Origin of the sequence: Burkholderia sp. IMCC1007 (assembly GCF_027257875.1) — a bacterium.
Taxonomy (GTDB): domain Bacteria; phylum Pseudomonadota; class Gammaproteobacteria; order Burkholderiales; family Burkholderiaceae; genus Burkholderia.
Window position 1 is genome coordinate 83,596 of the sequence record NZ_JAPVQY010000022.1, and the last position, 23,528, is coordinate 107,123.

General features: G+C 65.0%; 23 protein-coding genes. 16 read left to right on the forward strand and 7 right to left on the reverse strand.

Going from position 1 to position 23,528, the window contains the following annotated elements; all coding sequences use genetic code 11:
• Positions 1 to 35 precede the first annotated feature (35 nt).
• From O1Q03_RS20020 to O1Q03_RS20030, 3 genes are all read left to right on the forward strand, one after another.
• Entirely contained in the window at positions 36 to 1,325 is a 1,290-nt protein-coding gene (locus O1Q03_RS20020) for an aromatic ring-hydroxylating dioxygenase subunit alpha (protein WP_269505630.1), read from the forward strand.
• A 267-nt stretch (positions 1,326 to 1,592) separates the two neighbouring features.
• Entirely contained in the window at positions 1,593 to 2,978 is a 1,386-nt protein-coding gene (locus O1Q03_RS20025) for a spinster family MFS transporter (protein ID WP_269505631.1), read from the forward strand.
• Positions 2,979 to 3,142: 164 nt separating this feature from the next.
• Positions 3,143 to 3,877 (forward strand): GntR family transcriptional regulator, encoded by a 735-nt coding sequence (locus tag O1Q03_RS20030; protein WP_269505632.1) that lies wholly within the window; start codon positions 3,143 to 3,145, stop codon positions 3,875 to 3,877.
• A gap of 123 nt (positions 3,878 to 4,000) precedes the next feature.
• On the opposite strand, the gene O1Q03_RS20035 is transcribed toward O1Q03_RS20030, so the two are convergent.
• The 7 genes from O1Q03_RS20035 to O1Q03_RS20065 form a co-directional block, all read right to left on the reverse strand.
• Positions 4,001 to 5,326 (reverse strand): 3-hydroxyacyl-CoA dehydrogenase, encoded by a 1,326-nt coding sequence (locus O1Q03_RS20035; protein ID WP_269505633.1) that lies wholly within the window; start codon positions 5,324 to 5,326, stop codon positions 4,001 to 4,003.
• A 3-nt stretch (positions 5,327 to 5,329) separates the two neighbouring features.
• Complete coding sequence (locus tag O1Q03_RS20040) at positions 5,330 to 6,112, reverse strand: crotonase/enoyl-CoA hydratase family protein (protein WP_269505634.1); 783 nt, start codon at positions 6,110 to 6,112, stop codon at positions 5,330 to 5,332.
• Positions 6,113 to 6,178: 66 nt separating this feature from the next.
• A complete protein-coding gene (locus tag O1Q03_RS20045) occupies positions 6,179 to 7,171 on the reverse strand; it encodes a PDR/VanB family oxidoreductase (RefSeq protein ID WP_269505636.1) in 993 nt (330 codons plus the stop codon).
• Positions 7,168 to 8,421, reverse strand: coding sequence for an aromatic ring-hydroxylating dioxygenase subunit alpha (locus O1Q03_RS20050; RefSeq protein ID WP_269505637.1), 1,254 nt, complete (start codon positions 8,419 to 8,421; stop codon positions 7,168 to 7,170). Before O1Q03_RS20050 ends, O1Q03_RS20045 begins: the two co-directional genes overlap by 4 nt.
• A 24-nt stretch (positions 8,422 to 8,445) precedes the next feature.
• Positions 8,446 to 9,447, reverse strand: coding sequence for an amidohydrolase family protein (locus tag O1Q03_RS20055; protein WP_269505638.1), 1,002 nt, complete (start codon positions 9,445 to 9,447; stop codon positions 8,446 to 8,448).
• A 60-nt stretch (positions 9,448 to 9,507) separates the two neighbouring features.
• Complete coding sequence (locus tag O1Q03_RS20060) at positions 9,508 to 9,885, reverse strand: RidA family protein (RefSeq protein WP_269505640.1); 378 nt, start codon at positions 9,883 to 9,885, stop codon at positions 9,508 to 9,510.
• A 36-nt stretch (positions 9,886 to 9,921) separates the two neighbouring features.
• Positions 9,922 to 10,644, reverse strand: coding sequence for a GntR family transcriptional regulator (locus tag O1Q03_RS20065; RefSeq protein WP_269505642.1), 723 nt, complete (start codon positions 10,642 to 10,644; stop codon positions 9,922 to 9,924).
• A gap of 312 nt (positions 10,645 to 10,956) precedes the next feature.
• On the opposite strand from O1Q03_RS20065, the gene O1Q03_RS20070 reads away from it, so the two are divergent.
• From O1Q03_RS20070 to O1Q03_RS20130, 13 genes are all read left to right on the forward strand, one after another.
• The gene (locus O1Q03_RS20070; protein ID WP_269505643.1) at positions 10,957 to 13,107 is read left to right on the forward strand and encodes an acetate--CoA ligase family protein; all 2,151 of its coding nucleotides are present in this window, start codon (positions 10,957 to 10,959) and stop codon (positions 13,105 to 13,107) included.
• 28 nt (positions 13,108 to 13,135) lie between these two features.
• Positions 13,136 to 14,329, forward strand: coding sequence for an acyl-CoA dehydrogenase family protein (locus O1Q03_RS20075; protein WP_269505645.1), 1,194 nt, complete (start codon positions 13,136 to 13,138; stop codon positions 14,327 to 14,329).
• A 14-nt stretch (positions 14,330 to 14,343) separates the two neighbouring features.
• Positions 14,344 to 15,492, forward strand: a complete 1,149-nt coding sequence (locus tag O1Q03_RS20080; RefSeq protein ID WP_269505647.1) for an acyl-CoA dehydrogenase family protein — start codon at positions 14,344 to 14,346, stop codon at positions 15,490 to 15,492.
• Positions 15,489 to 16,652: a thiolase domain-containing protein gene (locus tag O1Q03_RS20085; RefSeq protein ID WP_269505649.1), complete on the forward strand. Its 1,164-nt coding sequence runs from the start codon at positions 15,489 to 15,491 to the stop codon at positions 16,650 to 16,652. The genes O1Q03_RS20080 and O1Q03_RS20085 overlap by 4 nt, the downstream gene beginning before the upstream one ends.
• Before the next feature lie 2 nt (positions 16,653 to 16,654).
• Positions 16,655 to 17,104, forward strand: a complete 450-nt coding sequence (locus tag O1Q03_RS20090; protein ID WP_269505651.1) for a Zn-ribbon domain-containing OB-fold protein — start codon at positions 16,655 to 16,657, stop codon at positions 17,102 to 17,104.
• Positions 17,105 to 17,116: 12 nt separating this feature from the next.
• The gene (locus tag O1Q03_RS20095) at positions 17,117 to 18,346 is read left to right on the forward strand and encodes a CaiB/BaiF CoA transferase family protein (RefSeq protein ID WP_269505653.1); all 1,230 of its coding nucleotides are present in this window, start codon (positions 17,117 to 17,119) and stop codon (positions 18,344 to 18,346) included.
• A gap of 34 nt (positions 18,347 to 18,380) precedes the next feature.
• Positions 18,381 to 19,379, forward strand: a complete 999-nt coding sequence (locus tag O1Q03_RS20100) for a protocatechuate 3,4-dioxygenase (protein ID WP_269505654.1) — start codon at positions 18,381 to 18,383, stop codon at positions 19,377 to 19,379.
• A gap of 76 nt (positions 19,380 to 19,455) precedes the next feature.
• Entirely contained in the window at positions 19,456 to 20,109 is a 654-nt protein-coding gene (locus tag O1Q03_RS20105; protein WP_269505655.1) for an RraA family protein, read from the forward strand.
• A gap of 49 nt (positions 20,110 to 20,158) precedes the next feature.
• Positions 20,159 to 20,818 carry an RraA family protein gene (locus tag O1Q03_RS20110; protein WP_269505656.1) on the forward strand — a complete coding sequence of 220 codons (660 nt, stop codon included), beginning with the start codon at positions 20,159 to 20,161 and terminating at the stop codon, positions 20,816 to 20,818.
• Positions 20,819 to 20,820: 2 nt separating this feature from the next.
• The gene (locus O1Q03_RS20115) at positions 20,821 to 21,483 is read left to right on the forward strand and encodes a 4-carboxy-4-hydroxy-2-oxoadipate aldolase/oxaloacetate decarboxylase (RefSeq protein ID WP_269505657.1); all 663 of its coding nucleotides are present in this window, start codon (positions 20,821 to 20,823) and stop codon (positions 21,481 to 21,483) included.
• A gap of 7 nt (positions 21,484 to 21,490) precedes the next feature.
• A complete protein-coding gene (locus O1Q03_RS20120) occupies positions 21,491 to 22,270 on the forward strand; it encodes an enoyl-CoA hydratase/isomerase family protein (protein ID WP_269505658.1) in 780 nt (259 codons plus the stop codon).
• Between the two features lie 76 nt (positions 22,271 to 22,346).
• Positions 22,347 to 22,778: a PaaI family thioesterase gene (locus O1Q03_RS20125; protein WP_269505659.1), complete on the forward strand. Its 432-nt coding sequence runs from the start codon at positions 22,347 to 22,349 to the stop codon at positions 22,776 to 22,778.
• Between the two features lie 32 nt (positions 22,779 to 22,810).
• A partial coding sequence (locus O1Q03_RS20130) for an electron transfer flavoprotein subunit beta/FixA family protein (RefSeq protein ID WP_269505660.1) occupies positions 22,811 to 23,528 on the forward strand: 718 nt, incomplete at its 3' end.

A 23,528-nucleotide genomic window follows, 5' to 3' on the forward strand; every position in this document is an offset into this window, starting at 1 on the left:
GGCGTCGTCCAGTCGCAATTGCGAACCCAATCATCATGCTTACCCAAGAACAGAATTGCCAACTGACGCAGGTTGGCCCCGGCACGCCGATGGGCGAACTGATGCGCCGGCACTGGCATCCGATCGCCGGCATCGACGAACTGGAGCGCGAGACGATCAAGCCCGTGCGACTGCTTGGCGAGGATCTGGTGCTCTACAAGGACCTGGGCGGACACTACGGCCTGATGGAGCGCTACTGCGCGCATCGCGGCGCGGATCTCGCCTACGGCTTTGTCGAGGAACAGGGGCTGCGCTGCAACTATCACGGCTGGCAATACAACCATGGCGGGAAATGCGTGGCGCAGCCTTACCAGGATCGGGTGGCGCCGCAAGGCACCATGCGTGAGCGGATCAAGCTGAAGGCCTACGAGGTCCGTGCTTGTGCGGGCCTGCTGTGGGGCTATCTCGGCCCCCAGCCGGCGCCTCGGTTGCCGGATTGGGAACCGTTCCACTGGCGCAATGGTTTTGTGCAAGTCGCATTCGCGAACGTGCCCTGCAATTGGCTGCAGACGCAGGAGAATTCAATCGATCCGCTGCATTTCGAGTGGATGCACGCCAATTGGGGACGTCGGCTGCGCGGTGAGCGGGACTATGCGCCGGTACACCTCAAGATGGCATTCGAGGAATTCGAGCACGGTTTCATCTACCGGCGTGTGACCGAGGATACCGACGAATCGCATCCGCTCTGGACGGCTGGTCGTGTCTGTCTGTGGCCCAACGGATTTTTCCTCGGGGACCACTTCGAGTGGCGCGTGCCCGTCGACGACGAAAATACGCTCAACGTGACGTGGTCGTACATACGCGTGCCCCGCGAGTCCGAGCCCTATGTCCAGCAGAGTATTCCGACCTGGCACGCACCGGTCACGGATCCTCGGACCGGCAAATGGATCAGCTCGCACGTGATCAACCAGGACATCATCGCGTGGTGCGGACAGGGGCGCATCGCAGACCGCACGCGTGAAAACCTGGCCGCCAGCGACGCGGGCATCCTGATGATTCGCCGCCAGTATTTCCGGGACATGGAAGCCGTAGCGCAGGGGCTCGATCCGAAGGGCGTGCTTCGCGAGGCTGGCGGCGCACAGGGCATTGCTCTGCCCTGTGGAGACTGGCGGGAATTCTTCGCGAACAGCTTGCCTCGCAGCGAATATGAGCGTCACCCCAAATGGAGCAAGCTATTGCATCACTTCCTGTTCCATCCGGGGCAGCCCGATGCAGTCCGCCGTGCGTGCGAAGCGGCCACTGGCGTGATGATGAAGGACGTCGACAGCGCCGCCGTGGTGATCTGACATATGCCGCAACCAAGAGGATGGTTATCTGTTTGACGCGTCGTGTCATCGGTGCCAGAGGGCTGACGTACTCGGCAAACTGGTTCTATGCCTGCGTAGGTGAAAACCACGATGCCTCCGACGGCCCCGGTCATTGCATGACCAAGGGTTATGCAGGAAAATCCATTCAGAATTCCACGGAAGCTGTTGTGGTATACATACAAATCGACAAGAGCCGCGAAAACCTGCAGAGCAGGCGGCATTGTGCGAGATCATGGAGACATCTAGATGACGGAACTTACTGCACAGAATGTGAGTGCGAAGTCGGGCAGCAACGGGTATCGGTGCTGGTTTTTGCTGGTACTGGTACTGATCTATGCGTCGAGCTTCGTCGATCGCATCATTGTTGCGGTCGTGGGGCAGGCCGTGAAGAGCGACATGAGCCTCAGCGATTTCCAGGTCGGCCTGCTCGGCGGTCTCGCGTTCTCCATTTTTTATTCGGTGCTCGGCCTGCCGATTGCGCGTCTGGCTGACAAGTTCAACCGCATCGTACTGATCTCGATCTCGATCATCGCGTGGTCAGCGATGACTGCGTTGTGCGGCACGGCAGGCGCGTTCTGGCAGCTGATGTTGTACCGCCTCGGCGTAGGTATCGGCGAAGCGGGCAGCACCCCGACCTCGCATTCGCTGATCGCGGACCAGTTCGGACCGCGCCGCCGCGCAAGCGCGCTCGCAATCTATGCGCTGGGCCCGCCGATCGGCGTGCTGGCCGGCGCGCTCGGCGGCGGCTGGCTCGTGCAGCATCTCGGCTGGCGTCCGGTATTCTATGTGGTGGGCCTGCCGGGCCTCGTGCTGGGCCTTGTGGCATGGCTGTCGCTGCGCGAGCCGAAGCGCGGCGGCGCCGATGGGACTGCTGCTGCAACGAATGCCAGTGCTCCACCGATGAGCGAGGTGTTCAAACTGCTTACCTCCAGCCGCGCCTTCGTGCAGATGCTGCTTGGTACGGTGGTCGGCGCGTTTGCGCAGTACGGCATCAACCTGTTCATCCCGATGTACTTCATTCGCACCTACGACATGAGCTTCGCTCAGGCCGGCCTGATTTTCGGTCTGGTGCTCGGCGTGGGCGGTATCATCGGCAACACCCTCGGCGGCGTGTCGGCGGACTGGGCCAGCGCCAAGGACCGCCGTTGGTATGCACGCATCCCCGCGATCGGTACCGCGTTGGGGTTTCCGACGCTGGCAATTGCTTTCCTCTCGAACCAGTGGCAGGTGAGTGTCGCTCTGCTATTCATCGGTACGATCGCGCTCAACCTGTGGAACGGTCCGACATTTGCCGTGGTGCAGAGCATCGTCGAGCCGCGCATGCGTGCGACCGCGTCGGCAATCGTATTCCTGGTCATGAACCTCGTTGGCCAGGGCCTCGGTACGCCGGTGGTCGGTTTCCTCAGCGACCATATTGCATCGCGTCTATTCAAGCAGGGGGACTTCCATGCCGTGTGCACGCTGCCGAAGGTGCCGCATGGTATCGGGGCCACCTTCCAGGGTCCGCTCGCGGCGGCATGCCACGACGCGTCGGCTAACGGGGTGCGCTATGCCATGCTGGCGGTGACCGTGGTGCTGGTCTGGTCGGCGGTGCATTACTTCCGCGCGCAGCGCCATCTGAAGAACAGCTAAGCTTTCTCTGCGAGCAGCGACCGACGGCGTCGTGTCCCGGACACGACGCCGTTTGCATTCTGGCTCAGACAAGGGCTACAACTGGTATACCAATGGGGTATCATAGGCCTACAAGCTGGTCCGCGTTATCTCGTTCAACTTCTCATGTTTGCGATTCTCATGCGATGAATCAGGTTCCAAAATTGAGCCGATCGGCCGAAATCAAGGCGCTTCTCGAAGCGGAAATCGAGCGCGGCGAACTGGTCCCGGGTGCGACGCTTGACGAGCGCGCGCTGGCGGCGCGCTTCAACGTGTCTCGTACGCCGATTCGCGAGGCGCTGCAGCAGCTCGCGGCGCAGCAGTATGTGCAAATCGTGCCGCGGCAGGGCGTCTTCGTGAACAAGATGTCGGTACCGCAACTTCGCGATGTGCTCGAGCTTCTCAGCGAGCTGGAGGTCGTATCGGCCCGCCTCGCAGCGCGGCGCATGAATGACGCGCAGCGAGCGGCGCTGCAGAAGGCCGTCGACCAGGGCGTGGCAGCATTGCAGGAAAACGATGCACGCGCGTTCGCGCGCGCCAACGTGGCATTCCACGAAGTGATCTGCAACGCGTGTCATAACGATTATCTGGCCGATCAGATTCGTTCGATCCGCCGCCTGATTTCGCGCTACAGGCCGAAGCCGTTTCTGGCGCCAAGCCGCCGCGAAAAGGCGATTGCCGATCACCAGAGGCTGGCGCAAGCGTTGCTTTCGGGCGATGAAGCCGCCGCCGCGGCGGCTATGGCCGAACATTCGCCCGGCGGCGACTCGGGCTTTTCCGAGTTCCTCGCCACGCTGCCGCCGGAATATTTTGCCGGCGCACCCACGTCTGGCCGCGATGACGCGATTTCTTCGACGGAACCTGTCTTCGAAGACGAGTGACCGGCGCTAGCCGGTCGAACCCCGAGGGCCCTCGGCAGGGCCCCGAAACGACGGAGCCCTCGCAACGGGCGAGGGCTCCGTAGACGGTGTTGCGCCGGCAGGCCGGCGCACCTTTACCGCAGCTCAAAGATCGGCAAACCGGCGGTTGCCGGCCGCGAGCTTTTCGAGCAGCGGCGCCGGCTTCCACCAGTATCCGTACTCTTCGTGCAGCCGCACGATGTCCCGATACACATTCGCCAGGCCGATCTGGTCGGCGTAGTACATCGGGCCGCCGCGCTTCGCCGGGAAGCCATAGCCGGTCACGTAGACGACATCGATGTCGCTCGCGCGCAGCGCGATGCCGTGCTCGAGCAGCTTCGCGCCTTCGTTGATCATGCCGTACATGCAGCGCTTGATGATTTCGTCCTGCGAGATCGGGCGACGCGCGATGCCCATGCGCGCCGATTCCTCGACGATGTACTGTTCCACTTCCGGATCGCGATGCGGCGTGCGGTCGCCCGCGTCATAGCGATACCAGCCCTTGCCGCTCTTTTGGCCCAGGCGCCCCATCTCGACGAGCTTCACGATGAGGTCGTTCCAGCGGCGGTCGTTCGCACGTGTAGCCATCTGCGCCTTGCGCGTCTGGTAACCGACGTCGTTGCCGGCCATGTCGTGCACCGCGAAGATGCCCATTGCGTAGCCGAATTCCTTGAGCGCGGCATCGACTTCGTGCGGCAGGGCGCCGTCTTCGACGAGGAAGTGCGCTTCGCGGTTGTAATTGCGGAACAGCGCATTTCCGATGAAGCCCGGATGGACACGCGCATAGACCGACACCTTGCCCATCTGGCGGCCCAGCTCCATGAGCGTGGCCACGGCAGCATCGGAGGTCTTGTCCGCACGCACGACCTCGAGCAGGCGCATCACGTGCGCGGGGCTGAAGAAATGTGCGCCCACGACGTCGTGCGGACGCTTCGTGACAGCGGCGATTTCGTCGATGTCGAGCCCCGACGTGTTGGTCGCAAGGATTGCGCCGGCCCGCGCGTATAGGTCGAGCTCGCGGAAAATGCGTTGCTTGAGGCCGAGATCCTCGAACACGGCTTCGATGACGATGTCGGCATCCTTGACGTCGGCAATCGAGGTCGAGCCCGTGATGAGCCCGAGGCGCTCGTCGCGCGTGGCGACGTCCAGCTTGCCGCGCTTGATGCTGCCGTCGTAGTTGTCGCGGATGCGCGCGAGACCGCGGGCGAGGCCGTCGTCATTGGCGTCGATCAGCGTGACCGGAATGCGGGCGGTGACGAGTGCCATGGCGATGCCGCCGCCCATCGTGCCGGCGCCGATCACGGCGGCGCGCCTGATGTCGCGCGGCTTCACGGCGGCCGGAACGGGGATCTGCGCAGCGGCCTGCTCGGCGGCCTTCACATGGGCCAGTGCTGCGGCCTCCTGCGGCGTGAGTGCTACGGGCGTGCTCATGCTTTACTCCGGCTTGACGAGTTTGGCGTTGCCGTCCACGAAATTCTGCAGACGGGCGGCGGTTTCGGGCGAACGCATCATGTTCGAGCTCATGTACTCGAGGAACAGGCCGTCCTCGTGCGAGAGATCGTTCACACGCGGCAACAGGTTCGTGATGCGCCAGTTGGTGTCGGGCACGTTCTGCGCGATCTGCGCGGCGAGTTCCTTCGCCTTGGCGAGTGCGCCGCCTTCCGGTGTCAGATAGGTGATGATGTGTTCGCGCTGGCCTTCCTCGGCGTTCAGCAAGCGGCCCGTGAGCATCATGTCGGCCATCATGGTGTAGCCGACAACGCGCTGGATGCGAACCGTGCCGCCGCCGCCCACGAAGATGCCGCGCTGACCCTCCGGCAGGCCGAAGAAGCAGGTCTTGTCGCCGACCCGCACATGAGCGGCGGTCGCCAGTTCCAGACCGCCGCCGACGACAGCGCCGCGGAGCGCGGCAACGAACGGAATCGGGCCACGTGCGATCAGATCGAACACTTCGTGCCACGTGTGACGCCGGCGCTTTCTCGGGGGCGCTGTCTGTCCGGCGGCCCGCGACAGTGCCTCGCGCAGATCGAGTCCGGCCGAGAAGTTGCCGCCGTGGCCGTAGATGACGCCGCACATGGCTTCCTCGCCGGCGCGGTTGACCGCGTCGCGCAGCTGCGAAATCACTTCTTCGTTGATCGCATTGCGCTTGTCGGGACGATTCAGGCCGATCAACGCCACTGCGCCGTCGAGTTCAAAGGTAACCAGGGTTTCGCTCATGCGGCGCTCCGTTGGATATAGGTTTGGCAATGTTAAGGAAAACTGATCGATAGGCTGAAATCGCAGTCACAGGTCGAGTACGAGGCGTTCGCCGTTGCAGCGTGAGACACAGACCTGCATGACCTTGCCGGCGTTCCTGTCGGCGTCCGACAGGTAGGTGTCGCGGTGGTCGACTTCGCCGCCGCAGACGCGCGTCGAGCACAGGCCGCAGTAACCGGCGCGGCAGTCGTACATGACATCGACGCCGTTATCGAGCAGTGTGTCGAGTACGGATTTGCCGGCCGGCACGTTCAGCACCTTTCCGGAGGACTTCAGCTCGATCTCGAAGGCGGTGTCGCCGTCCTGCGGCGCGGCTTCGCCAAACAGTTCGTAATGGAGATCGCACTCGTGCCAGCCGCGATGGCGCGCAGCGGCGAGCACCGCGTCGATCATGCCGGCCGGGCCGCACACGTAGATCGGCTGGTTGACTTGCGCGCCATCGAGCAGCGCGTCGATCGACAGGCGCGTGGCACTCTCGTCATCGGCATGCACCACGAGGCGCTCGCCCGCGAACGCGCGCAGTTCGTCGACGAACGGCAGCGCGTCGCGCGTGCGCCCCGAGAAGTGCAGCGTGTAGTCGCGGTTCTGCGCGCTCAGCTCCGCTGCCATGGCCGCCATCGGCGTGATGCCGATGCCGCCGGCGATCAGGATGACCGAAGGCGGTGCGGCGAGCGGGAAGTGGTTGACGGGTGAGCGTATCGTGAGCGTGGTGCCGGTTTGCAGCGTGTGCATGAAGCGCGAACCGCCGCGACCGTCGTCCTCGCGCCGGATGCCCAGACGATACGCGCGCACGCCGGCGCGCGTATCCTGCCGCGGATCGGTGTTGATCAGCGAATACGAACGCCACTGTGCGGCGCCATTGTCGGCAGCGGGAACCTCGACCTGGATATGCGCGCCCGGCTCGAAGCCGGGCAGCAGCGCGCCGTCCTCGGCCTCGAGCGTGAAGGACTTGATCAGCGAGGTGGGCGCGTCGACCGACGCGACACGCAGCTTGAGAGCAGGTGCGAGCATGGTGGTCATGGCAATGGGTCTTGCTTCGTATCTGTCAGGGTGCGCCAGTCGTCGCCGGGCTGCAGCACGCCGCCGACCGAGACGGCCTTCGAATAATCGAGTTCCGGGCTGTCGGCGAGCGTCGGCGTCTTGCCGGCCATGAACTCGCGCACGGCCTTCAGCAGCAGCGCACGCACGCGCAGCACGGCGCCGTCGGCCGAGCAAAGCTGTTCCTGGGTACGGTCGTAGATCGGGCCCTGGCCGAGGAACATCGCGAAGTCTTCCGTGCCGAGGTGCTGATAGAAGCCGGTCGCGTGACCGCGCTTCATGAGGTCGCGGTTCTGGCCGAACGATTGCTCGCGCGTGCCTGGCGGCAGCGGCGGGAAGTTCCAGACGTCCGGTGTCGCCGACATGATGGTCATGCCGAGCGGGCGGTGCGGGTTGTACTGGATGAACCACGCGCGGTGTGTGACGTCGTCGACCGGGGTCGAGAAGAACACCGTCGTCGGGCCCTTCGCGTCGGGCGGGCAGATGATGCCGTACCACGGCATCACGAAGTTGTTCACGCGCGCATAGACCTTCTCGTCCGGCATGTCGCGCAGGGCCGCATAGCGATAGCCGTACGGGCGATCCTCGAAGTCGAAGCGCGGCGCGAGCGCCTTCGTCATGATCATGCGTTCGTTGCCGCCGCCCGCGGTGATCTGCGTGGTCGACTCGTGCAGCACGCCCACGTGCGACGAATCCATCGACGCCTCGACCGCCTGGACCCAGTTCGTCGGCACTTCGACGCTCGTCACCGAGCGGTGTTCGGGCCCGAGGCCCATGAACGGCAGCTCCGGGAACGGCGGCTGGGTTTCGCCCTTGCCGAGCCACACCCAGACCACGCCGCCACGCTCCACGACGCGATACTGGCTCGTCTTCACGCGCTTGCAGAACTGCGCCTGATCGCCGACCTGGTTCGGCGCCTCGACCACGGCCCCCGATGCATCGACCTTCCAGCCGTGGAAGATGCAGCGCAGGCCGTTGTATTCGTTACGCGCCATCATCAGCGACGTGCGGCGGTGCGGGCACAGCTCGTCGACGACGCCGACATGGCCGTCGGTGGCGCGGAACGCCACGTAGCGGATGCCGAGCAGACGCACCAGTACCGGCGCACCGTCGGCTTCCAGTGTGGCCGAGGGCACGGCCGGAATCCAGTAATGCTGGCGGATCATCTCGCCCATCGGCGCGCCGTTCTCGACGCGCGTGAGCAGTTCGTTGTCTTCGCGGCTCATTGCCATGATGAGTACTCCTCGCGTTGCGCGTCAGGCTTTGTCGTTACGGAACGCGCGCGTGTAGACGCGTGTGCAGTTGCATTCGAAGATGTTCTTGCGCTGCGCTTCGGTCAGCCATTCAATGCCTTCGATCACGGGCTTCATGTCGTCGTAGTCGCGGCCCGAGACCGGATCCCGCGCGCTTCCGGTGCCCGGCTTCTCGGTGCCGAACATGACGTTGTCCGTGCCGGCAACCTTCAGCAGCAGTTCGATCGAATCCCTTGAGTAGTTGCAGGTGTCGAAGTAGAGCTTCTTCAGTTGATCGTCGAACGACACGGGGCTGTTGCGGCGCGCCGCCCACGCACGGAAGCGGCCCATCTGGTAGGGGATGCCGCCGCCGCCGTGCGCGACGATGATCTTCAGGTTCGGATACTTCTCGAACACCTTCGATTCGAGCAGCGAAATGACGGCGATATTCTCTTCGTTGATGAACTTCAGCGTGTACGACTCGCGCGGATTGCAGCTGCCGGCCGAATGGATCAGCGCGGGTACGTCGAGCTCCGTCATCGCGTCATACAGCGGGTACCAGAACGGGTCGCCGAGGCCCGCGGGCGCCGGGCCTTCACCTTCGGTCGGGTCGGGGTTCAGCAGCGTGCCGACGAAACCGAGCTCGTTGACGCAGCGCTTGAGTTCGGCGACGCAGTGCTCGGCGGGCGACTCATTCATGAACTGCGGCAGGCCCGCTACGCCGCGGAAGCGGTCCGGGAACATCTCGACGAAGCGCTTGATCAGGTCGTTGCAGTGACGGGTCCACAGCTGCGTGACGCGCGACGGCTTGATTGAGTGCATCTGAAGATACGGGCGCGGTGAGATGAATTGCACGTCGGTGCCGACTTTATCCATGCTGCGCACGAGTTCCTCGGCCTGCTTGCGCACCGCCTCGTCGGGGATGTTCGGGGTGGCTGACGGATTCGCGCGGCCGCCGACGAGCTCCGCCATGTAGCGGAAGCTTTGCGGCGGCATGACGACGTGGGCGTGGGAATCGATGATCATGGTTGAGCCTCAGTTCGGTGGGGTGTTCAGTTGAGCGGTGAGCCGAAGGGTTTGCGGCGCTTACGCGATCACCGCAAGGGTTTCGAGCTGGATGACCATGCCGTGCTGCAGGTCGCACACGGTCACGTGGCGTGCCGGGCGATGCGCGGCATCGGGCCACAACGCAAGCCAGTGCGCGTTGATGTGTTCGCGCACCGAGTCGTCCTTGATGAAGACGGCGAGTTTCACGACGTGGTCGAGCGTGGCCCCGCCTGCGTCGAGGAAGCGCTCGACGTTCCCGAATGCGAGACGCACCTGTTCTGCCGGGGCCTCCGCGAGCTTGCCTGTGACGGGATCCTTGCCGGCGATCGCCGACGAGCACAGCACATTGCCAACGCGTGAGCCGACTGGAATCGGCACCTTGTGCGCGAGGCCTGGAACGTCGATGGATTGGGGCATGTCTCCTCCGTGGATTCGTTGAGATGGCAAGGCCTGTCAGTCCTCGCCCGTATCGAAGAAGTGGCGCGGCACGGCCGCGAGGAATTCGGAGAAACCGGACGTGCCGGCCGGCACGTGCTTCATCATGGCTTCGGCTGCCTGCGCTTCGTGGCCGTCCTGGATCGCGCGCGCGATGTCGAAGTGCTCCTGCAGCGAACGCATGATCTGGCTGCGGCTGCGCAGGTCGGCCACGCGGTAACGTGCCGAACGGCCGCGAGCGGTGCGGATCTGCTCGGCCAGGTACTGGTTTCGGCTGCCTTCGTAAATCAGCTCGTGAAACCGCGTGTTGGCGAGCGCATACTGGGACGCATCCCCCGCCACGGCGGCCTGCTGGCACAGCACCAGCATCTGGTCGAGCTGTTCACGCAGCGCGTCGCTGGCGCGGCGCGCGGCGAAACGCGCACACAGTGCCTCGAGCTCGCCGATGTATTCGAGCATGGCGCGCACTTCGGCAATCGATAGCCGCGCCACGGTGATGCCCTGGCGAGGCGAGACGGCCACCAGTTCGCGCGCGATCAGGTGCTGAAGCGCTTCGCGTACCGGCGTGCGCGACACATTGAAGCGGGCGGCGAGCGCGCGCTCATCGATCGGTGCGCCCGGGGCGAGTTCACCCTGCTCGATAGCCGCCTCCAGCGTCGCGCGAATATCGCTTGCGCGACTCGCACTGCTGCGCGCGGAAGCTTCGCTGCGCTCGAGAGTTGGATCGGCTGTGAGTTTCATTGAGGAGTGAAGGCGCTGGTGTGTCCAAGGTGTCGAAAATATACCATCAACTATTTGTGGCATTCAATACAGGATTTGCCTCGGTGTTCCTCGTCCATCTTCGCGGGGTCTGGCGATGCAAATAAAATCCTTATAAATCAGATTGATATATGGATTTGGCGCGGCGCGGGGCGGTTGCTGTAGGGAAAGTACCAGGGTGAGATTTTGGTGTCTGGTGTATTGAAAAGCCAACTTCTGTATGCCAGAATTCATCGCATAGCAGCGGTTCTGGTATGCCAGAGCCGGTTCAGTCAACACCACAGGTCCGACAAGATGAGCAAGAGCCTTATAGATGTAGACGGTGTGCAGCCTGTAGAGCGTGTGCTCAAGCCGAAATCGATTGCGATCGTCGGCGCATCCGCCGATCCGCGTGCTTTCGGTAACTTCGTGCTGCAGAACTTCGAGCGGTTCGGTTATGCGGGCGATATCCATCTCGTGTCGCGCAGCAGCCACGAAATCAACGGCCGCGCCTGCGTGAACAGCGTCGAGTCGCTGCCGCAAGGCATCGATCTGGTCGTGCTGTGCATTCCGGAGTCGGGCGTGCTCGATACGGTGCGCACGCTCGGCACGCTGAAGGCCGGCGCCGCCGTGATCTTCGCTTCCGGCTATGCGGAGGCCGGCGACGATGGCCGCGCGAAGCAGGAAGAGCTGGCGCGCGTCGCGGCGGAAGGCGGCGTCGCGTTGATCGGTCCGAACTGCATGGGCTTCACGAACTTCGAAGCCGGCGTACCGGTGACCTTCGAAGCCGTGGCGCCGTACCCGGCCGGCGGATGCCGTGGTGTGGGCGTGGTGGCGCAAAGCGGCGCGATGGCCGCGAACCTGCGCGATGCCTTCATGGGTCGTGGCCAGCCGATGACGGCAACCGTGTCGACCGGCAACGAGGCCAGCCTCGGTATCGAAGACTATCTGGCGTGGTTCATCGCCGATCCGCAAACGAGCGCGATAGCGATCTATGCCGAACAGATCCGCCGTCCGCGGACCTTCCTGCAACTGGCACGCGAAGCGCGCGCCGCAGGCAAGCCGATCGTGATGCTGATGCCAGGCAAGAGCGCGCGTGCCCGTGAGGCGGCGCAGTCGCACACGGGCGCACTGGCCGGGGACCATGCGAGCGCGAGCGTGCTGTTGGCGCGTGAAGGCGTGGTGGTGGTCGATTCGCTCGACGAACTCTTCGACACGACGACGATCCTGGCGCGCTTCCCGGTGCCCCCGGCGGCCGGCACGGCCGTCATGACGGCTTCGGGTGCGGTCAAGAACATCACGCTCGATTTCGCCGAGGACATCGGCCTGACGCTGCCGCGCCTGACCGAGCCGACCATCCGGAAGCTGACCGAACTGCTGCCCGACTACGCCGTGGCCGACAATCCGCTCGACTACACGACGATCGGCGTGCGCAACCCGAGCCTGATCGGCGAGCTGATCGACACGGTGCTGGCCGATCCGAACATCGGCTCGCTGGTGCTCTCGATCATGGGCGGCCCGCCGATCGCCCAGCGCGACAAGGCGGACCACCTCGTGCCGGCACTCGCGCGCGCAACCAAGCCGGCGGTGCTGGCGGTGATGGGCGACAACAACAAGCTCGAAGACTTTTTCACGGAAGCGATCGCCGCGAGCGGCGTGCCGTTCTTCCGTTCGCCGGATCGCGCGTTGCGCGCCTGCGCCCGCGTGGCCGCGTACGGCGAATCGCTGGCGCGCGCCGAACGCGCGCGCACCGATGCGCCGAAGGCCATCCCGCTGCCGGGGGCCGTGCCGCCGAACGGCATCTTCGCCGAATACCAGGGCAAGGGGTGGCTCGCGTCGGCCGGTTTGCCGGTGCCAAAGGGCGGCCTCGCGACGTCGCTCGACGAAGCGCTCGGGATTGCAGATGAAATCGGCTACCCGGTGGTGCTCAAAGCGCAGGCGAGCGAGCTGCCCCACAAGAGCGACGTGGGTGGCGTGGTGGTCGGCATCGCCGACGCTGCCGCGCTGCGCGCCGGCTGGGAAAAGCTGCACACGAGCGTGAAGTCGCATCGTCCCGAACTGGTGCTCGACGGTACGCTGGTCGAGGCGATGGGCCCGCGCGGGCTGGAACTGGTGGTGGGTGCCAAGCGAGACGCCGACTGGGGGCCGGTCGTCCTGGTCGGTCTTGGCGGCATCCTTATCGAGGTGCTGAAAGACGTGCGCCTCGTGCCGGCCGACCTGTCGGAACAGGACATCGTCGTCGAACTCGGCCGCCTCAAGGCCGCGGCGATGCTCGAAGGCGCGCGCGGCGCGGCGGGCGTGGACGTGAAGGCGGTGGCGACGGCCGTGGCAGCAATAGCCGACCAGATGCGCGCCAACCCGGAAATCATGGAAATCGACGTCAACCCGCTGGTTGCCTATCCGGACCGCGTGCTGGCGCTCGACGCCCTCGTGGTCTGCGGCGCCCAAGATCCCGCCCATCATTGAGCCCCGGGTCAGAGAGGAGACACATCGAATGAAGCTGGAATTCTCTGCCGAGGACCAGGCATTTCGCGCCGAAGTGCGCGAGTTCGTGAAGCAGAACCTGTCGCCGCGCGTCAAGCGCAAGGTCGAACTCGGCTTGCGTATCGAGCGTGAAGACTACGTCGAGTGGTACACGAAACTCTACGAGAAGGGTTGGATTGCGCCGTCGTGGAAGAAGGAAGACGGCGGTCCTGGCTGGACGCACGTGCAGCGCTACATCTTCGATGAGGAAACGTTGCTCGGCGGCGCGCCGCGTATCGTGGCGAGCGGCATCAACATGCTCGGCCCCGTGCTCAATGCTTTTGGCACACCTGAACAAAAGGCCAGGTACATTCCGAAGATTCTGCGCAGTGAAACGTGGTGGGCGCAAGGCTTTTCTGAACCGGGTGCTGGCTCGGACCTCGCCGCGGTGCGTACGACGGCGGTGCTTGCCACGGACGCCGAGGGCGAGCACTTCGTCGTCAACGGACACAAGGTCTGGACCTCGTACGCTCACTGGTGCGACATGATGTTCGCACTGGTGCGTACCGATCCGAACGCGAAGCCGCAGGAGGGGATTTCGTTCCTGCTGATCGACATGCATGCGCCAGGCGTGGAAGTCCGCCCGATCAGGATGCTCGAAGGCGGCACCGACCTCAACGAGGTCTACCTGGACAACGTACGCGTGCCGAAGGAAAACCTCGTCGGCGAGCTGAACAAGGGCTGGACCTACGGCAAGTACCTGCTCGGGCACGAGCGCACCGGCATCGCCGGCATTGGTTCATGCAAGCAGCAGCTGGCGCGCGCCAGGCACCTCGCGAAGCAACAGGGTCTCGACAACGATCCGCTGCTCCAGTCGCGTATCAGTCGATTCGAGGTCGAACTGATGGCGCTGGAATTCACGGGCCTGCGCATGCTCAGCGCGAACCAGTCGAGCCGCGTACCGTCGGTCGAAGCGCCGATGCTCAAGGTGCGCGGCACGGAGTTGCGCCAGGGGATCTATGCACTCCTGACTGAAATAGCGGGCCCGTTCGGCGTGCCGTTCGACGAGCAGGCCATGCTCGATGCGGCCGGCTACGAAGGCCCTGGCCCGGACGAACTGATCGCGGTCGCGGCGAACTACTTCGACGCACGCAAGGTGTCGATCTACGGCGGCACGAACGAAGTGCAGCGCAATCTGATCAGCCGCGCGTTCTTCAATGCTTGAGGCGGAACGAGAACATGGATTTTTCTTTGACTGAAGACCACGTCACGCTGCAGGACGCCGTGCGCCGCTTCTGCGACGGCGAATATCCCGCACACCTGCGTGGCAACGCCGAGGACGAGCAACTGGCGTCGAAACGCCGCCGGGGCCTTGCCGAGATGGGCATCACCGGCCTCGTCATCGATTCGGGTTATGGCGGCGGCGGCTATGGCGCGGTGGAAACGATGCTGGTCGCGCAACAGCTCGGTCGTGCGCTCGGCGGTGCGGGCTGGCTCGCGAGCGGCCTGCCGGCCGCGGCGCTGATCGGCTCGGCCGGCAGTGACGAGCAGAAGGCCAGGTGGCTTGGAGCCGCGGCAACCGGCGAAAGGGTACTGGCGCTCGCCGTCGGCGAAGCCGAAGCGCGTTATGACATCGCGCGTCTGGCCGTGCCTGCCGTCGAAACGGGTGACGGCTGGACGATCAACGGCACCAAGACCATCGTGTTCGACGCCGCGATCGCCGATGCCTTTGTCGTGGCCGCGCGGACTTCCGGCCAGCGTGGTGACAGGCAAGGCCTGTCGCTGTTCCTCGTGGACGCGAAAGCCGCCGGCGTCAGCCTGCGCAATTTCGCGACGATCGACGCGCGCGAAGCCGCTCATGTCACGTTCGACAACGTGGCCGTCAGCAACGCCGATTTGATCGGCGCCGCCGGTGCGGCCCACGACCTGCTCGATGCCGCGATCGACCGCGCGAACGCTGCGCTGGTGGCGGAATCGGTGGGCGTGCTCGAAGCATTGCTCGAACACACGTCCGAACACCTGACGACCCGTACGCAGTTCGGCGTGCCGCTCGCGAAGTTCCAGTCGCTGCAACACAGCGTGGCCGACATGCTGATCTCGCTCGAGCAGAGCAAGTCGATGGCCTGCGCAGCCGCGATGGCCGTGGACGAGAACGATCCCGAGCGCCGCCGCCGTTTCGTGTCGGCTGCGAAGGCGTACGTCGGCGATGCGTGCCGCACGGCCGGCGAACGGGGCATTCAGTTGCACGGCGGCATGGGCATGACCGACGAGTGCCGCGTCGGGCACTACGCGAAGCGCATGTTCGCGATCAACATGACCTACGGCGATGCCAGCTGGCATCTGCAGCGCTTCACCGCGCAGCGCCTCGCGCAGGAGAAAGCCGAATGAGTCTGAACGGAGCCGCTTATATCGTCGGTGCCTACGAGCACCCGACACGCAAGGCCGACGACCTTTCGGTGCTGCGCCTGCACGCCGACGTCGCGAAGGGGGCGCTCGAGGACGCCGGCCTGACGAAGGACGACATCGACGGTTACTTCTGCGCCGGTGATGCGCCGGGCCTCGGTACCACGACGGTCGCCGAATATCTGGGCCTGGCGCTGCGCCATGTCGATTCGACCGAGTGCGGCGGGTCCGCGCCGATCCTGCACGTCGCGCACGCGGCTGAAGCGATCAAGGCCGGCCGCTGCAACGTGGCGCTGATCACGCTCGCGGGCCGTCCGCGTGCCGCGGGCGCCGCGCTGTCGCTGAAGGCGCCGGATCCCGACGCGCCCGAAGTGCAGTTCGAGCTGCCGTTCGGTCCGGCCACGCAGAACCTGTACGGCATGGTCGCGAAGCGTCACATGTACGAGTTCGGCACCACGAGCGAGCAGCTCGCGTGGATCAAGGTGGCGGCCTCGCACCACGCGCAGCACAACCCGAACGCGATGCTGCGCAATGTCGTGACGGTAGACGACGTCGTCAATTCCCCGATGGTGGCCGCTCCGCTGCACCGTCTCGACTGCTGCGTGATGAGCGACGGCGGCGGCGCGCTGATCGTTGCGCGCCCGGAAATCGCGAAGCAGCTCAAGCGCCCGCTCGTGAAGGTGCGCGGCACGGGCGAGGCGCCGAAGCATGCGGCCGGCGGCAACATCGATCTCACCTGGTCGGCGGCGAAATGGTCGGGGGCGGCGGCGTTCGCCGAGGCTGGCCTCACGCCGCAGGACATCCGGTACGCGTCGTTGTACGACAGCTTCACGATCACGGTGCTGATGCAGCTCGAAGACCTCGGCTTCTGCAGGAAGGGTGAGGGCGGCAGGTTCGTGATGGACGGCAACCTGATCTCGGGCGTCGGCAAGCTGCCGTTCAACACCGATGGCGGTGGATTGTGCAACAACCATCCGGCCAACCGCGGCGGCGTCACCAAGGTGATCGAGGCCGTGCGCCAGCTGCGCGGCGAAGCGCATCCCGCCGTGCAGGTCGGGAACTGCGATATCGCGCTCGCGAACGGTATCGGCGGCGCGCTGGCGTCGCGTCACACCGCGGGCACGCTGATCCTGGAACGGGAGTAACCATGAGCACGAATCAAGCGACTGCCGGCGCAAGCGCGCCGGACGCCAAACCCGCGACGAAGCCAGGTGGCCCGCGCCGCATCCCCGCGCCGCGCGTGCTTCCCGAGGCGATGCCGTTCTGGGAGGCGGCCAAGGACGGCCGCCTGCTCGTGAAGCGCTGCGTGGACTGCGGCGAGACCCACTACTACCCGCGCGACATCTGCCCGCATTGCCTGAGCGCGAGTACGGAATGGATCGAGTCACAGGGCCTGGGCACGGTCTATTCGTTCAGCACGATGGGCAAGGAGGACGCACGTTACACGCTGGCCTACGTGAGCCTCGACGAGGGCGTGACGATGTTGACCAATCTCGTCGATTGCAACCCGGCCGCACTGTCGATCGGTCAGCGCGTCAAGGTGGCGTTCAAGCCCAGCGAGGGTGGCTATCCGGTGCCGATGTTCGCGCCGGCCTGAAGGAGACTGAGCATGTCTGCGGATTTCAACGAACAGCATGGCCGGCACGATGCGAAGAAGGGGCCGCTGTCGCGCTTCACGATCATCGACGCGTCGCGTGTGCGCGCGGGCCCCACGGCCATGCGCGTGTTCGCCGACATGGGCGCGCGCGTGATCAAGCTGGAGATCCCGCCCGGCGCGCCGGGCGGAGACGACATGATCGGCGGTCGCGACCACAACCGTGCCGACTACGAGAACCTGCATCGCAACAAGGAAAGCCTGACGCTGAACATGAAGGATCCGGCCGGCCTTGCGATCCTGCTGGCGCTGGTCAAGCGTGCCGACGTGTTCATCGAGAACTTCCGCCCGGACGTCAAGGCGCGCCTCGGCATCGGCTATGACGCGTTGCGCGCCGTCAATCCGCGCATCGTGTACGCGAGCATCTCGGGCTTCGGCCAGGACGGCCCGTATGCGAAGTGGCCGGGTTTCGACTCGATCGCGCAGGGCATGGGCGGGCTCATGAGCGTGACCGGCAGGCCGGGCGAAGGCCCGATGCGCGTCGGCATTCCGATCGCGGACCTGTGCGCGGGGCACTTCTGCGCGCAGGCGATCCTGACCGCGCTGCTGGAGCGCGAAGCGTCGGGCGAAGGCCAGTGGGTGCAGACCTCGCTGCTCGAGGCGCAGATCGCGATGCTCGACTTCCAGGCCGCGCAGTGGCTGGTGGACCGCAAGGTGCCCGAGCAGGTCGGCAACGAGCATCCGCTCACGGTGCCGACCGGCGTGTTCTCGACGAAGGATGGCTACCTGAACCTGGCCGCGATCGGCAACGCGATGTTCGCGCGCCTGTGCGAGGCGCTCGGCCTGCAGCACCTCATTGGCCAGCCCGGCTACGAGTCCGACCCGGCGCGCGTGGCAAACCGCGATACGGTCAACAACGCGGTGGCCGACGTGCTGGTCACGCGCACCACGCGCGAGTGGACCGAGTTGCTGATCGAAGTCGGCGTGCCGTGCGGCCCCATCTACAGGGTCAACGACGTATTCGACGATCCGCAGGTCAGGCATCTCGGCATCGCGTGGCCCGCCAACGTGCCGGGCAAGGGCGAGGTGTCGTTCGTCGGCACGCCGTTCCGTCTTTCGCGATACCCGCGCGCCGAGACGCCGCGCCTGGCGCCCGAGCAGGGCGAGCACACGCACGCAATCCTCAACGAGCTTGGCTACACGAACCAGCAGATTGAGCAGTGGCGCTCGGCCTTCGTGGTCTGACGCGCTTGAACGGGACGCATTGGAGAGAGACGAAATGGCACGACTGGTCGCGGGATTCGGTTCATCACACAGCATCATGCTGGTTTGCCAGCGCGAGGATTGGCAGCACGGTTTCAAGCAGGTCGATCCGAAGAATCCGCATTACTTCGATCGACTCGGCAACCCCACGACGTACGAAGCGCTGCTCGAGATCGCGCCGACGGATGCCGAGGCAAGGGTGACGGCGGCGAAAATGGGCGAGCGTTACGATCAGGCCGAAGCGGCCATGCACGAGTTGCGCGAGCGTATCCGCGCGGCGAAGCTCGACGTGCTGCTCGTGGTCGGCGATGACCAGACGGAGCTGTTTCGCACCACCAACAATCCGGCCTTCGCCATCTACTACGGCGAAACGATCCGCAACGCGAAGCGCGTGTCGAGCCCGAATGAAAGCTGGTATGCGAAGGCGCGCACGATGCGCCAGGAGCCGGATGCCGACGTGCACTATCCGGTCAAGGCCGACATGGCCCGGTGGCTGATCCGCGAGCTGTGCAACCGCGACTTCGACATTGCGGCGATGGACGGACTCGAGCGCGACCAGTACGAGGGTCACGCGTTCTCGTTCATCCATCGTCGCTACCTGCAGGATATCGGCCTGCCGATCATCCCCGTCATCATCAACACCTTCGACCCGCCGAACCAGCCTACGCCGCGCCGTTGCATCCAGCTCGGTCGTGCGCTGCGCGAGTTGATCCAAGCGTATCCGGAGGACTTGCGCGTGGGCGTGCTTGCGTCGGGCGGCCTGTCGCATTTCGTGGTGGACGAGGAGCTCGACAACGGCATCATCGATGCGATCCGCCGCAAGGACAGCGACTGGCTCGCGCAACTCGATCCGAAGCAGTTGCAGGCCGGGAGTTCGGAAATCCGCAACTGGATCATCGGCGTCGAGGCGCTCAAGTCGCTCGATCTCGAATGGGTCAGCTATGTGCCCGGTTACCGCACCGCGGCCCTGACCGGCACGGGCCTCGCGTTCGCGGCCTGGCACACACTCGATTGAACGCGGCAGTCCCGTCCCTGCCGGGCGGGGCGTACACATGACACTTCACGTTTCTATCAGGAAAGCACAACCCATCATGGCTGACCAAAACGTACAGCGCCTGCGCCGGCTCGATTGCTGCGCCGTGTCCGACGCGCTCGACAAACTGAAGTTGAACGGCGTGGTGAGCGGTTTGCCGCAACGCGCTGGCTCGGGCCGCATCGCGGGCCGCGCGATCACGGTCAAGCTCGGCACGGGCGAAGCGCCGCCGGGGCCGCCGGTGCATCTTGGCTGCACCGCGGTGGAACAGGCCGATGCCGAGAGCGTGATCGTCGTCGAGCAGAAGAGCGGCGTCGAAGCGGGTTGCTGGGGCGGCTTGCTGTCCCTCGCTGCCAAGGTGCGCGGCGTGGCCGGCGTGGTCGCCGACGGCCCGGTGCGCGATATCGATGAAGCCATCGGCTACGAGCTGCCGGTGTTCAGCCGCGCGACCACGGCCCGCACGGCGCGCGCGCGCGTGGTCGAGAAGGGCACCAACGTGCCGGTGCAGATCGGCGACGTGACGGTGAACGCGGGCGACTACGTGGTGGCCGACAATAGCGCGGTGATCTTCATTCGCGCAGCCGATATCGAGGCCGTGCTCGAAACCGCCGAAATGATCGTCACCAGGGAAGCCGCGATGGCCAAGGAGATTCTGGCGGGGACGCCGGTTGGCCAGGTGATGGGCGGAACCTACGAGCACATGCTCAGGTGAGCGGCAGCAGCCACCGGACAATTTCAGACAATACGCAGGAATCCAAACCATGACAAATCAGGACAAGAACGTCGAGCGCGCGTCGAAGCTCGATACCGCGACGCTCTCCGACGCCCTCGACAAGCTCGGTATCGTCGGCCAGTGCTACAGGATCAAGGCGCGTGGCAGCGAGTTCCGCACCGCGGGCCGAGCGTTCACGATTAAGTACGGCCCCGCGTCGAACCCGCCGGGCACCGTCGGCGACTTCATCGACGACGTACCGGCCGGCAGCATGATCGTGCTCGACAACAATGGCCGTGAAGATGCCACGGTGTGGGGCGACATCATGACCGAGATCGCACACCGCCGCGCCATTGCCGGCACCGTGATCAACGGCGTGTGCCGTGATGTCGCCTTGTGCCTGAAGCTCGGCTATCCGGTGTTCAGCCGCGACCACTGGATGCGCACCGGCAAGGACCGCGTGCAGGTCGAGGCGACGAACGTGCCCGTCAATATCGGCGAAGCGCGCGTGCAGCCCGGCGATATTCTGCGCGGCGACGCAGACGGCGTGATCGTGATTCCGAAGGAGCACGAAGACGCGGTGCTCGACGCTGCCGAAACCATTCATCGCGCCGAGGAAGCGATTCGGGAAGCGTGCCGCGGTGGAATGCGTCTGGACGAAGCGCGCAGGCAGTTCAAGTACCACCAGTTGCAGACACGGGAGCAATGAGGATGAAAGAGCACAATCCGGCCACCACGGTACGCACCACCTTCGAGCGCGTGGAGACGAGTGTGATCGAAGCCGCGCGCAGGCTTCCCGCGGCAACGCTGCACGAGGCGGCCGGCAAGATCGGCGCGTTGCCTTGGGCGATCAGGCCCGTCGCACCGCGTTTCAGGATTTGCGGCACTGCGATCACCGTGCATTCGCCGGGCGGCGACAATCTCTGGCTGCATCGTGCACTCGTGCTCGCGCAGCCCGGCGACGTGCTGGTCGTCTACACCAATGGCGTGTACGAACACGGCTATTGGGGCGAGGTCATGACGACGGCCGCGAAGGTGCGTGGACTCGCCGGTCTCGTGATCGACGGCGGCGTGCGCGATGCCGACCTGCTCGAGGAGATCGGCTTTCCGGTGTTCGCCCGGGGCCTGTCGATCCGTGGCACGGGCAAGGACTATGGCGCGATCGGCTGGATCAACGAACCGGTGATGATCGGCAACGTCACGATCAGCGCGGGCGATCTGATCGTAGGCGACCGCGACGGCGTGGTCGCCATCCCGCGCGCACGCGCCGCGGACGTGATAGAAAAAGCCGCAAAGCGCGAAGCGGACGAGGCCGCGATCTGCAAGCGCATCGAAGCGGGCGAAACCACCATGCAGATCTACGATTTCCACTGAGCCCACGATGACCACCCAACCCGCCGTACATTCGCCCGGCCTCGCCCCCTTGCTTGACGTCGCCGGAGCGATCGCGACCATCACGCTGCGCCGGCCGGATGTGGCGAACCGGCTCGAACCGGAAGATCTCGAGACCCTCGGGGGTTTCATTCGTGACGTGAACGCACGACGAGAGGTGCTCGTGCTGCGATTATGCGCGCAAGGGCGGCATTTTTGCGCAGGCTTCAACATTGGCAGCGTGGCCGGAGACAATGCGGGCGAGCGCTTCGACGCACTCGCGAACGCGCTGGAGCATGCGCGTCCGGTAACGATTGCGGCGATCAACGGGGGCATCTACGGTGGCGCGACGGATCTTGCGCTGGCCTGCGATTTTCGCATCGGCGTCGAGGCGGCCCGGATGTTCGTGCCGGCCGCGCGGCTTGGCTTGCTGTTCTATCGCGGTGGGTTGCAGCGATACGTGTCGCGGCTCGGATTGAACGTGGCGAAGAAGCTGCTCCTCACGGCCGCTACGTTCGACGCCGCGCAGATGCTGGCATGCGGCTTCCTCGACACGGTCGTCGAACCGGCTGCGCTGCAGCAAGAAGTAGAGCGCCTGAGCGGCGAGCTGGCCGGCATGGCGCCGCTTGCGCTGCTCGGAATGAAGAAGCATCTGAATCGCATCGCGAGCGGCACGTTCGACGAAAACGAATTTCGGCGCGACGTTGCGCAGTCGGATGCGTCGCATGACTTGCGCGAAGGTGCGCTCGCGTGGAAAGAAAAGCGCAAACCCGTGTTCCGTGGTGAATAGCGCCGCGGTCGATGAGGCGCAACAGCGGCTGCGGGCTACGGATGCGCAGCCGCTTCGATACGGAGAGAGGCAATCAATGGAAATGGACAGCAACCGGGTTCGCGGGCGGCTGTTCGGCCCGGACGGCGCGCCGCCGCCTGTGACGCAGACGCTTGGCGGGAGGGTTGCCTCGCTGACGGATAGCGTGCTCGAGTCCGAGTATGTCGGCGCGCCGGCGTTCCTGAATCCGGCCGGTCACATACAGGGTGGCATCCTGTCGGCGATGCTCGACGACGTGACCGCATTGCTCGTTGTGTCCACCCTCGATGAGGGGGAGCACTGCGCAACCCTGAATCTGAACACGTCGTTCCTGCGGCCTGCCAAGGCCGGCAGGCTGCGCGGACGCGCGACGCTCGTGCGCCGAGGGCGTGGCGTGTGCAATGTTTCCGGCGAACTATGGCAGGACGACAAGCTCGTGGCGACGGCGTCGGCGGTATGCGCGATCGTTCCGAAAGGCGACGCAAGGTAAATATTAGTATTACTGATAGTGAAAGGGACAAGATGAAGGTTATGGTCGCGGTCAAGCGCGTAGTCGATTACAACGTGAAGGTTCGTGTGAAGTCGGATAGCACGGGTGTGGACATCGCGAACGTGAAGATGTCGATGAACCCGTTCGACGAAATCGCGGTGGAAGAAGCCGTACGCCTGAAGGAAGCGGGCGTGGCAACGGAAGTGATCGCGGTATCGGTGGGCGTGGCGCAAGCGCAGGAAACGCTGCGTACGGCGCTGGCGATCGGTGCGGATCGCGCGATCCTGGTCGAGTCGAACGACAGCGTCGAGCCGCTGGCTGTCGCGAAGATCCTGAAGGCGCTGGTCGACAAGGAGCAGCCGCAGCTGGTGATCCTCGGCAAGCAGGCGATCGACGACGATTCGAACCAGACGGGCCAGATGCTGGCTGCGCTGGCGGGTCTGCCGCAAGCGACGTTCGCGTCGAAGATCACGATCGCCGACGGTAAGGCTACGGTTGCACGTGAAGTCGACGGCGGCGCGGAAACGCTGTCGCTGACGCTGCCGGCGGTCGTCACGACCGATCTGCGCCTGAACGAGCCGCGTTATGTGACGCTGCCGAACATCATGAAGGCGAAGAAGAAACCGCTGGAAACGGTGAAGCCGGAAGACCTCGGCGTGGACGTCGCGCCGCGTCTGAAGACGCTGAAGGTGGTCGAGCCGCCGAAGCGCGCGGCCGGCGTGAAGGTGCCGGACGTGAAGACGCTGGTCG